Below are 16,175 nucleotides of genomic sequence, written 5' to 3'. Positions count from 1 at the left end.
CGCCCGGGGCGGGGGGGATTTCGCCGGGGGCGGGGCGGTAGCTGGAAGGCGCTGCCATGGGTACTTTCTCCTCGCTCTGCTGAGCTTTACGGTGCTGCGCATACGACAAACCGCGCATCCTACACCGGGCTCCCCCAATGCGCGGGGGTCGGTGCGTGAATGCGCGGTTTAAGTCTACGCGGTATAGGCGGCGTGTGCCCTAGCCTGCGTCACGTGCGGCTGAGGGCGAAACATTGTACTCGTGCTTTCGTGCCTGACCGGACAGCTGAGCAATCTCATCCATGATCACGTCGGTGGTGACGCGGCGCTGCTTGCCGGTCATCTTCTCGCCGGTCTTCTCAAAGTAGAGCGGCTTGCCCACGCGAATCGTGAAGCGGCGCGGGTAAATCATGTTCGAGCCGGGCTTCTGCAGGCGGTCGGTGCCAATCAGACCGACCGGCACGACGGGCGCGCCGGTCATGTGCGCCAGCCACGCCACACCAATCTTGCCGCGGTACAGGTAGCCGTCGCGGGAGCGGGTGCCCTCGGGGTAAATGCCGAAGACCTTGCCCTCCTGCAGCTTTTCCAGGGCGATGTCGAGCGCCTTGAGCGACTCGGAACGGTCGGAGCGGTTCACGGGAATAATGTCCACAGCTTCGAAGAATGCCTTCATCATCTTGCCGCGCGTGCCGGGAGTGTTCACGTACTCCGCCTTGGCGAGGAACGCCACGCGGCGCGGCATCATGGCGGAAATAATGATGGAGTCCAGGAAAGACAGGTGGTTGGAGGCGACAATCACCGGGCCGGTGGCGGGGAAGTTTTCGAGTCCGGTCACGCGGGCGCGGAAGACGGTGCGCAGGATTCCGGTGATTGCTTTCTGGGTGGATTTGTAGAGAAGCACGTGAACTCTCCTGAGGTGCCGATAGATTGCGGGCTGTGGCGGCGACCCGCCGTGGATGCGGGGTGAGTGACCCCTTCTGAATATACGCCGCCAAAGAGCACAAAATCTGTACTGCAATAATCTGTACCGCAAAAATTTGTACTGTGTTTAGTAGCGTCGGGTTTTATTATTCCACACACGAGTGTAGGTAGGTGGAAGGTGCCGCGCTCCCCTTCCACATGCTGGGATGCGCCTCCCGCCAACAAATCCAGCGAGAGCCCCGGCAAGAGCCCGAGTAGAAGCCCTGATTGAGGGGGTCTGCACGACTTTAGCCCCACCGCCTCCTTTCCCGTTGCAGGCGGGTAAGTAGTCACGGAAGCTAAGGGTTCAACCTCAACGTAATATTTCAGGTTTTCCGCCTTGTGATTGCAGATTTTTCAGTCAAATAGCCGTGTCACATTATGACGGTACGTCAGCAAAGTTTTATAAATACGCATTTAATATGCAAAAATGAAACAAGGGTGGGCTGTCGCACCTCCCTCAAGGACGATTCACCCTGAACATAGTGAGCCGCCCCTCCAGCGGATGTGCGTCGGAACCACTCCACCTAAAAATTCCACGCACACTGGAGACATACACTATGGCTACAAAACCCGTCTCGCGTGCGGAGGCAGCAAAGATTGCCCGCCGCTCAGACACGGTCGGTGCCTATGCCGGAAAAGGCTGGGTACAGGCTGTTGCGTTTGTGATGCTCCTGGGCTTCACCATCATGGCAGTCCTTGCAATGCGCACCTACGCACTCTCCATGCCGCTACCCGACAAAATTGTCGGCAATGACGGCAAAACCATCGCAACCCAAGAACAGATCCTGCACGGTCAGGAACTCTTCCAGGGACGCGGTCTGCAGCAGTACGGCTCCGTCCTGGGCCACGGTGCCTACCTCGGCCCCGACTACACTGCAGAATACCTGCGCCTGACCACCGATGCTGCCGTCAAGGAGTACCGTGAGCAGGGCAAGCAGGACCCCCGCGAGCTCGTGAAGAACGAGTGGCGCAAGGAGAACAAGTACGACGAGCAGACTAAGACCATCACCTGGTCCGCTGGTGAGACCAAGGGCTACCAGCTCATGCTCAAGCACTACCGCGAAACCCTGATGAAGGGTGACACCTCGCAGGGCCTGTTCCCCGACGCCATTAAGAACGACGAAGAACTGCACGACCTCGTCGCATTCTTCGGCTGGACCGCATGGGCATCGGCGGCAGACCGCCCCGACCAGCCCTACTCCTACACCAACAACTGGCCCTCCGAACCCAACGTGGACAACAAGCCCACCGCGGATCTGATGGTCTGGTCGGCACTCTCCCTGATTGCCCTCATCGGTGGTACCGGTCTGATGTTCGCCATCTACGGCCGCTGGTCCCGCGCTATCGGCTGGCATGCGGAAGAGGCACCTGTCCTCGACTTCCGCCAGCCCGACGAAGTTCGCCTGACCCCCTCGCAGAAGGCAGCCTGCCTGCTCTTCGCAACCATCCTGGTGCTGTTCCTGCTGCAGGCTCTGGTGGGTGCACTCACCGAGCACTACCGTGAAGAACTCACCGGATTCTTCGGTATCGACATGGGCCAGTTGCTGCCCTACACGGTATCTCGAACCTGGCACCTTCAGCTCTCCCTCTTCTGGACCGCAGGCGCGTTCCTGGCGGGCGGTATCTTCATCGCCCCGCTGATTACCCGCCGCGAACCCAAGAAGCAGGGCCTGCTCACCTACGTTCTCATCGGCGCTGTGGTCTTCGTTGTCCTCGGCTCGTTGCTGAACGAATGGTTCTCTCAGAAGGGCCTCATCCCCAAGGAACTCACCGGCTTCTTCTCGCAGCAGTGGGAGTTCCTGGACCTGCCGCGATTCTTCCAGATCCTGCTCACCGCGGGTATGTTCATCTGGATTGTCATCGTCTGGCGTACCCTCTCCTCCCGCCTGAAGGGCTCGAAGAAGACCTCCCTGCCGTGGCTGTTCCTCTTCTCCGGCCTCGCCATCCCCATGTTCTACGCGGTCGGCCTGCTCGCAGGTCAGCGTACTCACGTGACCGTCGCCGAGTTCTGGCGCTTCTGGGTGGTGCACCTCTGGGTGGAGGACTTCCTCGAACTGTTCACCACCGTGATGGTGGCGTACATCTTCGTGCTGCTCGGCGTGGTCCGCGAGCGCATCGCAATCTCCATCATCATGATGGACGCCGTGCTCTACTCCGTCGGTGGTGTGATCGGTACTCTGCACCACACCTACTTCGTCGGTACCCCCTCCGAGCAGATGGCATTCGGTGCGTTCTTCTCCGCAGCTGAGGTTATCCCGCTGACCTTCCTGACCGTTGAGGCGTGGGGCTTCATGCAGCTGGGTGCTCGCCAGTACTCCAACCGCACCAAGCCTTTCCCGCACCGTTGGGCTGTTATGTTCCTGATTGCTGTGGGCTTCTGGAACTTCCTCGGCGCAGGCGTGTTCGGCTTCCTGATTAACCTGCCGATCGTGTCCTACTTCGAGATTGGTACCGCGCTGACCGCAAACCACGCACACGCATCCATGATGGGTGTGTACGGTATGCTCGCGATCGCGTTCGCGGTGTTCGGTCTGCGCTACCTGCTCCCCGAGGACAAGTGGCCTGAGAAGGGTCTGAAGTTCTCCTTCTGGACCCTGAACATTGGTCTGCTGTGGATGTCCTTCATCTCGCTGCTGCCGCTGGGTATCGCTCAGCTGTACAAGTCCGTTGGTGAGGGCTACTACGAGGCTCGTTCCTTCGCGTTCATTCACGACGGCGCTTCCGCCGTGATGGGTTGGATGCGCATGCCCGGTGACGTGATTTTCCTGGTCGGCATTATCCCGCTGATTAAGCTGGCTCTGCTGGCTCTCAAGGAGATCTTCTCCAAGAACGCTAAGGAAACCGTCCTGGAGCTGCCCGAACCGCCGCTGTACGAGGTGGTTGAGGACGCTCGCATCGCAGAGTTCGCCGGCGCTAAGGCTGCCGAGGAGCTGCCCGAGCAGACCAGCCCCTACCGTAGCGATCGTCGAGGCTAACCATGCCTGAGCAGATTGCTGGAGTTTCTTTCCTCGTGTGGCTGGCCTGCGTGTACGCGCTAGGCCTGGTCGCCGTGGGTTGGGGCTTCGATATTCTCGCCAAGCGCACCAGCCAGCGCATGGTGGCGGCGCGAACCTTCGGGTTCACCTACCACGAAGAGAGCGACGCGTGGCTCTGCCCCGAAGACCAGTGGCTGTGGGCGACCGCATTCGACTCGGATAACCGAGTGATGCGTTACCGCGCCAAGCCCAGCGTGTGCAACACCTGCCCGATTAAGGACAGCTGCACCGTCTCGGCGAACGGCCGCGAGCTCACCCGTGAAGTGGACGAATGGCCCTACTCCGAGTCGGGTCGTTTCCACCGCGGGCTGGCGGTTGCTGTCTCGTTGCTGGGCGTGGTCATGCTGATTGGTGCCGCCATCGTCTGGCACTCCCCGCTGGAGCTTCTGGTGGAGGGTGCCGCCGCGGTGGTCTGTCTGTCGCTGACCTACCCGCTGGCTGTGAAGCTCATGCGTTCCCCCGCGAACTTCGAGAACGATCCGAAGCATATTCACGCATCCACCGCTGACGAATCGGTGAACGTGAAGATGGACCGTTTCGCGGCGAAGTGGGGTGGCGTGTCGAATGAGCGTAAGCGCCGTACCGAGCAGACCCGCAAGCAGATGATTGCGGATGCAACCCTGCCGGTTCGTACCTCTGTCCTCGACCCGGACCGCCCCGCATGGAGCGGTACCGGCACCTCGGTTAAGCGACTGCACAAGACCACGAATGAGGTCCTGCAGGAGCAGAACCTGGCTGAGGTTGAGGCTGCCGAAAAGCTGGCAGAGCAGATGGCGAAGAAGTAGCGCTGCACAAGTTTTTCCGTTCCGGCGGCTGACCGGTTGATTGGTCCCGTCTGTTAGCTTCGGCGGCGACCCCGTGTGGATTTCTCTTTTATTCCTCTTTTGAGTTTTCCATGCGGGGTGCCGCTAAAGCACCGACCGCCGCGATGTGCGCCGGGACGGAAAATTCCCCTCCCCAAACTCCCTAAAACTTAGCCCGGTACCGGGCACCCCTACTACCTGCACCGTACGAGGCGCGGGCAGGTGGGCACACATACCGTCCTCCCCCAATATTTGTGAAGGAAAACCATGGATCCCGTCACTTTGGCAACTATCCTCATCCCAGTTGCCGTCATTGTTCTTTTTATTCTGATTCGTATGTTCCGCGTCATCCCCGAATACGAGCGTGGCATCTCTTTCCGCTTCGGTCACCTGCGTTCGGAGCTGAAGCCCGGCCTGAACGTCGTCTTCCCCCTCGTCGACTCCCTGCAGCGCGTTGATATGCGTGTTATCACCCTGACCATTCCCCCGCAGGAAGTCATCACCAAGGACAACGTTCCCGCCCGCGTGAACGCCGTGGTCCTCTTCCGCGTGACCAACGCCAAGAACGCCGTGCTTGAGGTTGAGAACTACCCGATTGCCACCAGCCAGATTGCGCAGACCACCCTGCGTTCCCTGCTCGGCCGCGTTGACCTGGACACCCTGCTCGCACACCGCGAGGACCTGAACGAGGACCTGCGCTCCATCATCGGTTCGCGCACCGAGCCGTGGGGTATTCAGGTGGAGCTCGTCGAAATCAAGGACGTTGAGATTCCCGAGGCTATGCAGCGCGCCATGGCTCGCGAGGCTGAGGCTGAGCGTGAGCGCCGCGCAAAGATCATTTCGGCACGCGGTGAGCTGGAGGCCTCCAGCGAGCTGAAGGAAGCATCCGACATTCTGAGCCAGTCCCCCGCCTCCCTGCAGCTGCGTTACCTGCAGACCCTGCTGGAGCTGGGTGCCGACCAGAACTCGACCGTGGTCTTCCCGCTGCCCATGGACGTGATTGGTCCGCTCGTGGGTGCACTCAAGGGCGAGAGCAAGTAGGCTACTCCCTCTGAGCTAAACCCCTGAACTAAATACCGAATAGCGTGCAAGGCCCCGAGCAGACACCTGCTCGGGGCCTTCGCCTTAACAGGGGTTACCCGGCGGGGTGCTTCTCCGGTACCCTGCTGACTTATGCCGTAGCATGGAACCAGCGGCATTACTGCTACAAACAGACCCACCCACCGTGAGGGAAGGCGCATGCTACACCACCTCCGCGAGATGCTACACCGCATCCCAGCACCTCGACGCTACGGGCGCGTCATGGCTCTACTCCTCGCCTCCCTGGGCGGCGCGGTGGACGTCTTCTCGCATATCCACTATGAAGCGCTCGTTGCCACGCAGACCGGTAACTTTATTCTGCTCATCGCCGACCTGCACCGTGACGCACCGCATGTGGTGCACCTGCGCTGGCTCTCCGTCATTCTCTTCAGCTTCGGGTACCTGGCAGGGCATTTTATTCACGACCTACTCGGTCAACGTGCCCGGATGAGGCACTGGCGCATCGGCACGCTCCTGCCGTTCCTTCTGGTCTGCTTCGCGGTACCCTTCATGGATAGAACTCTGAGCAATAGCTTTCAGGTGGGTGCGCTGGCGTTCACCGTCGGGCTGATGATTCACGCTCTCGCGGATACACGCATTGGTGAAAACCCCTTTTCGCTCTTCATGACCAGCGGCAACTGGCGCAAAATGCTCAGTGCCTGGTACGCCGCCGGTTCGCTGTACCTCACGCGGAAAACCCCCGAGGGAGTCACCAAAAATGAGGCGAAGGCGCAGCGCCGTAAGGCTCTGCTCAAAGCCATCGATTACTCTCTCGTAGTCATCTCTTTCATAGCTGGCGTGATTCTCATGGCGCTTGTAACCCGCTGGTTTGGCGTATTTTCCATCTGGTTGGCGGCGCTGATTGCCGGTACGGCGTTCTGCTTCGGCTACCAGGCTGAAAAGAAAGAGCTCCGCGAGGACCAGGGCGCATAAGATTTACCCGATCTGCGGGTATAGATGGCAGCAGCACAGAAAACAGAACAGCAAAATATCCCGTGCAGATGAGAGTATCTGCACGGGATATTTCTATGCCGAATATTCTTCGCGAAAACTAGAAGGAAGGCGTTTGGCCCGCCGCGGGGGTTGGATGAGGTGGTTGCGACGGGCCAAACTGGTCGGTTACACGCCGTAGAGGTGCGGGCGCGGCAGGTACATCAGCCAGTTGGGTGAGGGCCGGAATCCTACCGCAAACGGTTTTCACCGACGCCTTAAGCATAACCGGCACAACACCCGAACCGGCGGCAGGTTGAGTGAAGCATCAATCACCCATCTCACGCCATGCCGGGGCGGTTTTCGGCACCCAAAATCGGCACCTAAAGCACCGGCGAACCGAACCCCGCGCGAGCCTCTAACGCAGCGCCAGTCAGCTAGCACAACGCGAACTAGCGCAGCGCCCGGTGCGCCTGGTCAAAGAACTCACGCTCATACACGCACGCCGACAGGTACGCCTGCGCCGCACGCACACGCTGAGCCGGTGAAGCCGCCTCAAAAGCACGCTCCACCTCCGCGAGGCTACGCTCCACCTCCGCGGCGAACTCCTCGCCACCGTACAGGCTCAACCACTCCGCGTACGGGTGGTCCGCGTGGTTCTGCGAGGAGAGCACGGCACCGACCTCTTCGTAGAGCCAGTAGCAGGGCAAGATAGCGGCGGCGCCGACCACGTAGTCATCACCGGCAGCGGAGGCGCGCAGGAAATTCGTGTACCCCATGGTAATCGGCGAGGGTCCACCCAGGCGTGCACGGTTCGCCAACCAACCCTCGTGCAGCTGCGATTCGGCGGCAATCGCCTCGTGCGCGCCAGCCGCCCAGTGCACCTGCGCCTCAGCGGTATCGGCACGCGCCGAGAGAGTCGCGAGCGCACGCGAATAGTCACGCAGGTAGAGGGCGTCCTGGTCCAGGTAGAAGGAGAACAGGTCCTCGTCGAGGGTTCCGTCACCGAGGGCACGCACGAAGGGCAGGTCCAGGATCTGGTGCCAGGTTTCGCCACCCGCAGCCCAAAGAGCGGCAGTCCAGGGACCGGCGGGCTTTACGACGGCTTCACCGGCGGGCACGGGGCTGACCGGCAGCAGGCGCTCCGGACTGGTGCCGTCCAGGGCATTACCCTCAGAGTCGGTGGTGGCGAGCAGGTGATGCCACGGGTACGCGGAGGCGGCAGCCTCCAGACGGCGGGCACGTGCGGCGTGGTCCACCGGGCCGTGGCCCTCACCGGAGCCGACCTGCAGACCGGCACCCGCGGCAATGGATTCGTGGAGCCAGCGGGTGCTCCACTGCAGTGCGCGGTGGGTATCTTCGCTGGTCAGAGTGTTCTTCTGGTCTGCGGCAGGTTCTGCGGCTTCAGTGTGCTGCAGCAGTTCCACGCCCAGGCGGGTTGCCAGCGAGGAGGACAGGGAGCATCCGGTGCCGTGCGTATTGCGGCTGTCCAGGCGCGGGGTGCGCACGTGCGCGCAGGTGCCGTCCGGGAAGACCGCGGTATTGCCGGCGTCCTGACCGCACAGGTGACCGCCCTTCACAATGACGGTGGTTCCGGTCGCCGCCGCGAGGTTCGCCGCCTGCTCGTGCGCCTCATCGAAAGTCTGGGCGGGCTCCTTCTCGCAGAGCACGGCAAGCTCCGGAATGTTCGGGGTAATCACGTCCACGAGCGGCACAAGGTCGCGCAGCGCCTGCTCCGCCTCAGCCTGCAACAGGCGGTCACCGCTGGAAGCAATCATGACCGGGTCGAGCACGACCACGGGCACGGGGTGCTCGCTCAGCCAGGTGCGGACGGTACGGATCGTGTCTGCGTCGCCGAGCATGCCGATTTTCACGGCGTCTACCGTGACGTCATCAAAAACGGCGGCAAGCTGCGCGGTCAAAAATTCCAGGGGCGGGGTGAATACTTCACGAACCCCGCACGTGTTTTGGGCGACCAGTGAGGTGGTCACGCACATGCCGTAACCGCCGGATGCGGTAATGGACTTGAGGTCCGCCTGAATGCCCGCACCGCCGGAGGGGTCGGTTCCCGCAATCGAGAGGACCCGCGGCACACGAGCTGTCTGAGATGCCCGGGGGTTTCCGGGGGCGCTCGCGCCGGGTGCAGGGTTAGAGGGGGTGGTGGATGCGCACGTGGGCGCGCTAGGCTGCTCTGCCTTCATCGATAATCCCTTCGCTAGTTCGAACTAGAGCAGGTTCAATGGGTGATTCTCTCAGCCTTGAGTGTTTGTACGCTGTTTCGCGCGCCCGCTGTTCCGTGCCCCCGCTGTTTTGGTTGCCCGTCTTTGGGCGGGTCAGCGGGTCGCGGGCGTCTCAAGGCACCCCATATCGCTCTGCCAGGTTATCACAACGATTCTCAGTAGCTGAAAGTTTTGCGGGTGACAAGTGAATCTCTCCGAAATTTTCGTTTGTCGGCGCCCTTCACAACGGTGCTCTTCACAACGCGTCCCATCCACACATCGCCGCAGCGCCAATCACTCCCCCAGCCACCACCTCAACCCACCCGTTAAACGAGTAGTGCCCGGCACCGCTTCACGCGATACCGGGCACTATCAGCCGGGCTTATCCTCCGGGCTTAGGTCAGGGCGAAAATCTCTGCCGGTGAACCCTCCGCAATGATCCTACCCTCGTGCAGCAGGACCGCACGGTCAGCCAGCGAGGCGATACGCGCATCGTGCGAAATGATCAGCACCGCACGGTTCGCCAGCACGGCGCTCAGGGACTCGGTTGCGTCCGCGAGCTCCAGCTGGGTGGTGGACTCGTCCAGAATCACGGCGTGCGGGTCAGCAAGCACAATACGTGCCAGGGCCAGCTGCTGAATCTGGTCGCGAGTCAGAGGCGAATCCGCGCCGCTCACGACAGTATCCATACCCTGCGGCAGGTCGCGCCACCAGCGGGCACCGATAGCGTCCAGCGCCTCGCCCATCTGCTCGACGGTTGCATCCGGCACGACCACCGTAAAGTTATCGGCGAGAGTGCCGAAGAAGACGTGCGCTTCCTGGGTGCAGACCAGCAGGCGCGGGCGGCCATCGGCGGCGGCATCGGTCGGGAAGTCGCCGTGACCGACCGGGCGACCCATCACGTTAATGGTGCCGTCCAGGGCGGTCAGCGAACCACCAATCAGACGAGCCAGAGTGGTCTTGCCCGAACCGGAACGGCCCACCAGGGCGAGCGCCTCACCGCGGCGAATCTTCAGGTTGATGTCTTCCAGAACGAGGGCATCGGGCGAGTAGCCGTAAGAGACGTGGGAGCAGTCAATGGCGTACTCCGGGTTCTTCACGGCTTCATCAGAAACGGCAGCGAACGCTTCGGCGCGGTGCTGTGCACGCTCCTCACGCTGCTTCTTCGCCAAGGAGACCACGCCGAACACGCGGCCCATGTTCACAAGCATGATGCGCAGGTTACTGACGTGATTGTTCAGCATATCAGCGAGGGTTCGCAGGCTAAAAACCATGACCGAGGCGGTCGCCACGGCGCCCCAGCTTGCCCAGCCGAGAGCCACGCAGGCGGCGCCCCAGAGCATACACAGAACCGTGGGGATCCAGGCGTTGATGGCGTCCACGGTGAAGTACAGCTGGCGGATGCGCACCATGCCCAGCTGCGCGGCGAACTGGCGCTTGTTCTCACCGGCGAAGGCGTCTTCGCGGGCGGTGTGAACACCCAGCTCACGAATCGTGGAGGTGCCGCGAATGTTCTCGGTCAGCACACTGTTGAGGTCGCTCACGCGCTCCTGGGTGGTCTGGTTGCGTGCCGCCATGAGCGGTAGCATCTTCGACATGATGAGGGCAAGACCAGCAATCATGGGCAGCATAATCAGACCCATTGCGGGGCTCACAAACGCCAGAGAGATCGTGGAAACCAGGAAGTACAGGACCACGTAGATTGCACCGAGAAGGTCTGTGCTGACAGCGTTTGCGGCCGAGGACAGGTCGTCGGTCACGCGGGTGAGCAGGTCGCCGCTGCCGGCTTCTTCCACGGTGCGTGCATCCAGGTCGAGGGTGCCGTCGAGGGTGTCCTGGTTGGCGTCACGGGTGACGAGCGCACCCAATCGGGCCGCACTGTACGAGGAGACCATGAGGGTTATCGCCTGCACGATGAACGCCGCCAGGATAATCAGAATCGGCTGCCACGGGTAGCTGGAGAACTTGCCCGTCACCACGTCGTCCACGGTGGCACCAATCTGCAGAGGCACCACCGCACCCATGAGGGTGCTGACCATGTAGATGACGAAGGTGTAGAGGGCTCGCCCCTTATGCGCTGCGAGGTAGTTCCACATGCGGCGTGCCACGTAGGCGGGGGTTTCGATGGGGAGCTGCTTTGCCATGCTAGTTCACCTCCTGATTCTGAGTGGTTTCGGTCTGAGCAGTTTCAGACTGAGCGGTTTCCGGGTAGCCGTCACGTTCCATGCGGCGGGTCGTCTCCGCGGTCGTGGAGATAACGTAGACCTGCTCCAAATCCTGTAGCAGGCCGGGGTAGCCGACGGGCAGGCGGTCGCTACCGACCTGGGTTTCCATCGCATCGTAGATGTAGCGCTGGCTGGGTTCGTCCACGGAGTTCAGCGGCTCGGTCAGGATGAGCACCTGCGCATCCTGTGCGAGTGCGCGGGCGAGTGCCAGACGCTGACGCTGACCACCGGAGAGGTTCGCGCCTTCGCTGGTGATGCGGGCGGCGAAGTAGTCTTCGGGGTTGCGTCCGCCCAGTCGGTAGGCGATTTCGCGGGAGTCGGTAATCTTCAGCAGCTCCTGGTCCTTTGCCTGTGCCAGCTCCTCGTCGGGGTTCGGCACGGTGCCCAGGCGCAGGTGCTCCTGCAGGGTTCCCGCGAAAATCATGGGGTTGGGTTCGCTCAGCAGCACGCGGCGGCCGGTTGCGTCCTTGAGGTCCTCTCCCCCGCGTCGCAGGGTGCGGGCGAGCGCCTCGGCATAGTCTTGTGCGGTGAGGTTGTAGTCGCGCGGGTTGACGTACACGATGCGCGGGTTGCTAGCACCGGTGGGGGCGACGGGTACGGGCACCTCGAAGGTGCTCGCCTCGACTGCCTGTTCGGCGTGTGCCAGCTGCGCCATTTCTTTATCGGTGCGCGGGCTCTTCAGCACGCCCTGACGCACGCCCGCGTGACCTTCGAGGCGGGCGACCTTAGCGAGCGCAATTTTGGCGTAGCGCCATTCCGTCAGGAAGTTCTGGGTAATCCAGATGGGGCCGCCCATCATCGCGATAATGGAGGCGACGGTCACCAGGGACGCGGCGGGGGTGTCGGAGACCCAGCGGCCGTTTTCGACGTGGCCGGTGAGAGCGAAGCCAATGCCGAGCAGGGTCACGGCACCGCCGAGCAGCGCGCGGATGAGGTACATCCAGCGGTGCGTCTTTTCATAGCGCATGTAGCTGTCGAAGACTTCGTCGGTGCCGCGATGGTAGCGTTCACGCATCTGCTCTTCGGCGCCGAGGCCGGCGATGGTGCGCAGGCCGGTGGCGATGTCGGAGGCGCGTGAGGAGGCTTCGCCGTCCTTCTCACGGTATTCGCCGATTTTGGATTCGAGGAAGGACGAGTACCAGGCAATCACGCCGACCACGATGAGCGTACCGATGAGGGTGACGACCGCGGTGACGGGGTTGATGAGCCAGAGCTGCACGGCGCCGAGGGTCGCAATAATCATGGCGTTAACGAATAGCGGCAGTGAGAAGTAGACGGCCGTGATGCGGCGTACGTCTTTGTTCATGACGGTGACTGCTTCACCCGCATCAACGGTTGTGCGGGTGCGCCCCATGAGCCGGTTGATGTAGATGCGCCAGTCGCGGCTAAGTTCTGCGCTGAGGGTCATGGAGGTACCCCAGCCGAAGAACTCGTTAATCACGATGAAGGTGATGGATGCGACGACCACCCAGAACATGGGCCAGGCGTCGGGGGCTTTGCCGGCGATGTGTTGGTTGATGAATTGACCCACCATGACGGGGATCAGGATTGCGCCGATACCCCCGGCGGTTTCTCCGAGGACGGGGATTGCCCAGCGGTGCCAGGGGTATTTATGTCCTGGCGGGGTGACTCGCAGGGCGAGGCGCTTTTTGAGGGCTTCCTCTTCTGCCTTGCGCTGTTCGCTAGCGGTTACTTCCTGTGCAGATTTTTTCTGCGCGGCTTTTTCCTGCGTGGTTTTGTTGTGCAGGGCTTCTTCGTGCGCGGCTTCATCACGCGCAGCGTCTTCTTGTGCCTTGTCAGCGTTGTATTCAGTCATTCAACGTCTCTCCTTTCTCTTACCCTATTCCTTTATCAATGTGGCACGCAACACTATTTGCGTCATAGATGGGCGTGTCGTCATTTATGCAACGTATTTTGGGGCGTGCATCAGCCGCTCAATATGCACCGACATCAATCGGCGGATTCTGCATCTACGCGGTAATCTATGCGGCATGGAGGCCTACGTTTTCGACCTTCTGGGCACCAGGTTTTTGCATCACTGCACCTAAAGCTCTTTATTCCACACTACACGAATTTTGGGAATTCCCGCATTAGCGCGGCGCCGCGCCCCGTGAACACCCCGTAATCACCCCGCGAGCACCCGTGAATACCTCACGAAGGCCCTGCGAGTACCCGTTTGTTCCCTCGTAACGATAACGCCCCCGCGCCCGCGCTATTCCCGATAGACTGGAATCCTCATGAGTATTTTGAATTTTCTTTCTCCCTCGCTGGGCGAGAACCCCGGCGACTACAATCGACGCGATTTTAAGGGCAACCCCCTCACCGCCGAAGAAATCTATGAGGCGTTCACCGAGTGGATTTCGACCCGCGGTATGACGCTGTACCCCGCCCAGGACGAGGCCGTCCTGAGCATCGCCGCCGGCCATAACGTGGTGTTGGCTACCCCGACCGGTTCGGGTAAGTCCACCGTGGCGGTTGCCGCGCATTTTACGGGCCTGGCGACCGGTCAGCGCTCCTACTACACCGCCCCCATTAAGGCGCTGGTGTCTGAGAAGTTCTTTGACCTGATCAATATTTTTGGTGCCGAGAACGTAGGCATGATTACCGGTGACTCCGCCATCAACACGGAGGCGCCGATTATCTGCTGCACCGCGGAGATTCTCGCGAACATTGCCCTGCGCGAGGGTAAGGATGCGGACCTCTGCCAGGTCATTATGGACGAGTTCCACTTCTACTCTGACCCGCAGCGCGGCTGGGCGTGGCAGCTTCCCCTGCTGGAGCTTCCGCAGGCGCAGTTCCTGTTGATGAGTGCGACCCTGGGCGATACGACCCGCTTCCAGGAGGAGATGACGGCGCTGACCGGCCGTGAGAGCGACCTGGTGGCTCATTCTGAGCGCCCCATCCCCCTGCATTTCTACTACTCCACCACTCCGGTTCAGGAGACCGTGCAGGAGCTCGTGCAGACCAAGCAGACTCCGGTCTACATTGTGCACTTCTCGCAGAAGGCGGCGCTGGAGCAGGCGAATGCGCTGCTGTCGGTGGCTATCGCCTCGAAGGAAGATAAGGAACGTATCGCCGAGCTCATCGCGAAGTTCCGCTTCGGACCGGGCTTCGGTAAGGCGCTGAATAAGCTGGTGCGCGCCGGTATCGGCATTCACCACGCGGGCATGCTGCCCAAGTACCGCCGCCTGGTCGAGCAGCTGGCTCAGGAGGGTCTGCTCAAGGTCATCTGCGGTACCGACACCCTGGGTGTGGGTATTAACGTGCCGATTCGTACCGTGCTGATTACGGCGCTGTCCAAGTTTGATGGTGCCCGTAGCCGCCGTCTGCGTGCCCGCGAGTTCCACCAGATTGCTGGACGCGCAGGCCGCGCCGGTTTTGATACCGCCGGCACCGTGGTGGTTCAGGCTCCCGAGCACGATATTGAGAACGCGCGCCTGCTGGCGAAGGCGCAGGCGAAGTTCGGTGACGACACCAAGCGCATTAACCAGTCGCTGTCCTCCAAGCGTAAGAAGGCGCCGGAGGGCTTCGTGGGCTGGTCGGAGAAGACCTTCGAGCAGCTGGTTGAAGCCGCCCCGGAGCCGCTGACTTCTTCCTTCGACATCACCCATTCGATGCTGCTGAACCTGATGCACCGCCCGGAGAACCCGGTCATCGCCGCATACCGCATCATTCAGAACAACCACGAGAGCCCGGCACGCCGACGCGAGCTGCTGCGCAAGGCAATCGGCATCTACAAGGAGCTACTGACCGGTGGCGTGATTGAGCGAACCAACACCCCGGACGAGCACGGCTCCTACCTGCGCCTGACCGAGGACCTGCAGGATAACTTTGCCCTGAACCAGCCGCTGTCCGCCTTCGCGGTCGCCGCGCTGGAGCTTCTTGACCCCGAATCCCCCAGCTACGCCCTGGATGCGCTCTCCCTCATCGAGGCGACCCTGGATTCGCCGAATCAGGTGCTGTACGCGCAGGAGCGCAAGGCGAAGAACGAGCTCTCGGCGCAGCTGAAGGCGGACGGTGTGGACTACACCGAACGCATGAACGAGCTGGACAAGGTCACCTACCCGCAGCCCCTGGCGGAGCTCATCGATCAGGCGTACACGACCTACAAGCAGTCCGCGCCGTGGGTGGCTCGTTTTGAGCCGCGCCCCAAGTCGATTGTGCGTGACATGTACGAACGCGCGATGGGCTTCAACGACTTCGTGCAGTACTACTCGCTGGAACGCGCCGAGGGCGTGCTTCTGCGCTACCTCTCTGACGCGTACAAGGCGCTGCGCCACACCATCCCCGATTCTGCCGTGACTGACGAGCTCGACGACATCATCGAGTGGCTCGGCGAGCTGGTGCGCCAGACCGACTCCTCCCTGGTGGACGAGTGGGAGAAGCTGGCTGCCGGTGAAGACACCGCAACCATTGCGGCCGAGCACGCCTCCATCGAGGAGGAAGAGCCTCCCGCCGTGACGAAGAACCTGCGCGCCTTCCGCGTGATGGTGCGCAACGCCCTCTTCCGCCGCGTGGAGCTTTTCGCCGATGAACGCGACCGTGCCCTGGGTGCCCTGGACGAGTGGTGCGGCTGGGATGCCGACCGCTGGGCGGACGCCATGGACGACTATTTCGACGTCTACGACGACATCTACACGGACGCCGATGCGCGCTCGCCTCGCCTGGTCAGCATGGATGAGGACACCGCCGCGCATCCGGGCGTGTGGAAGGTTCAGCAGAGCTTCGCTGACCCCGAAGATAACTTTGACTTCGGTATTCGTGCCGAGGTTGATCTGGCGGCATCCGATGAGGCGGGCTACCCGGTGCTCAAGATTCTGAGCGTGGGCGAGTTCTAAGACTCCGCCTAAGACTTCGCCCGAGACTTCACCCGGGCTCTGCCCAGATGTTGCCCACAGTGGGCTAGAATACAGAGTATCTATCTATTTGAATGAAAGAAGG

Annotated in this window: 9 protein-coding genes and 1 riboswitch; of the genes, 5 read left to right on the top strand and 4 right to left on the bottom strand. The window is 61.6% G+C overall.

All coding sequences use genetic code 11. The annotated features are described in order from the left end of the window. Window positions 1-199 precede the first annotated feature (199 nt). Window positions 200-880: a 1-acyl-sn-glycerol-3-phosphate acyltransferase gene (locus HXO69_RS07170; RefSeq protein WP_296546200.1), complete on the bottom strand. Its 681-nt coding sequence runs from the start codon at window positions 878-880 to the stop codon at window positions 200-202. A 619-nt stretch (window positions 881-1,499) separates the two neighbouring features. Between HXO69_RS07170 and HXO69_RS07165 the strand changes: the two genes are divergently transcribed. From HXO69_RS07165 to HXO69_RS07150, 4 genes are all read left to right on the top strand, one after another. Then, window positions 1,500-3,917 carry a nitric-oxide reductase large subunit gene (locus tag HXO69_RS07165; RefSeq protein ID WP_296546198.1) on the top strand — a complete coding sequence of 806 codons (2,418 nt, stop codon included), beginning with the start codon at window positions 1,500-1,502 and terminating at the stop codon, window positions 3,915-3,917. Window positions 3,918-3,919: 2 nt separating this feature from the next. Beyond that, entirely contained in the window at window positions 3,920-4,762 is an 843-nt protein-coding gene (locus HXO69_RS07160) for a transposase (RefSeq protein ID WP_296546196.1), read from the top strand. A gap of 285 nt (window positions 4,763-5,047) precedes the next feature. After that, window positions 5,048-5,821, top strand: coding sequence for a slipin family protein (locus HXO69_RS07155; protein ID WP_005506196.1), 774 nt, complete (start codon window positions 5,048-5,050; stop codon window positions 5,819-5,821). 198 nt (window positions 5,822-6,019) lie between these two features. Then, entirely contained in the window at window positions 6,020-6,793 is a 774-nt protein-coding gene (locus HXO69_RS07150) for a YoaK family protein (RefSeq protein WP_296546194.1), read from the top strand. A gap of 449 nt (window positions 6,794-7,242) precedes the next feature. On the opposite strand, the gene HXO69_RS07145 is transcribed toward HXO69_RS07150, so the two are convergent. The 3 genes from HXO69_RS07145 to HXO69_RS07135 form a co-directional block, all read right to left on the bottom strand. Beyond that, window positions 7,243-8,991 carry a bifunctional hydroxymethylpyrimidine kinase/phosphomethylpyrimidine kinase gene (locus HXO69_RS07145; protein ID WP_296546192.1) on the bottom strand — a complete coding sequence of 583 codons (1,749 nt, stop codon included), beginning with the start codon at window positions 8,989-8,991 and terminating at the stop codon, window positions 7,243-7,245. Beyond that, window positions 8,980-9,165, bottom strand: a riboswitch (TPP riboswitch). Its footprint overlaps the gene before it by 12 nt. Window positions 9,166-9,404: 239 nt before the next feature. Continuing rightward, complete coding sequence (locus HXO69_RS07140) at window positions 9,405-11,153, bottom strand: ABC transporter ATP-binding protein (RefSeq protein WP_296546191.1); 1,749 nt, start codon at window positions 11,151-11,153, stop codon at window positions 9,405-9,407. A gap of 1 nt (window position 11,154) precedes the next feature. Then, window positions 11,155-13,050, bottom strand: coding sequence for an ABC transporter transmembrane domain-containing protein (locus HXO69_RS07135; protein WP_296546189.1), 1,896 nt, complete (start codon window positions 13,048-13,050; stop codon window positions 11,155-11,157). Between the two features lie 421 nt (window positions 13,051-13,471). Between HXO69_RS07135 and HXO69_RS07130 the strand changes: the two genes are divergently transcribed. After that, window positions 13,472-16,072 carry an RNA helicase gene (locus HXO69_RS07130; RefSeq protein WP_296546187.1) on the top strand — a complete coding sequence of 867 codons (2,601 nt, stop codon included), beginning with the start codon at window positions 13,472-13,474 and terminating at the stop codon, window positions 16,070-16,072. Window positions 16,073-16,175: the final 103 nt, after the last annotated feature.

Origin of the sequence: Rothia sp. (in: high G+C Gram-positive bacteria) (assembly GCF_015265375.1) — a bacterium.
Taxonomy (GTDB): domain Bacteria; phylum Actinomycetota; class Actinomycetes; order Actinomycetales; family Micrococcaceae; genus Rothia.
The sequence above is the reverse complement of the archived record's forward strand: the minus strand, read 5'-3'. Positions and strand labels throughout refer to the sequence as shown.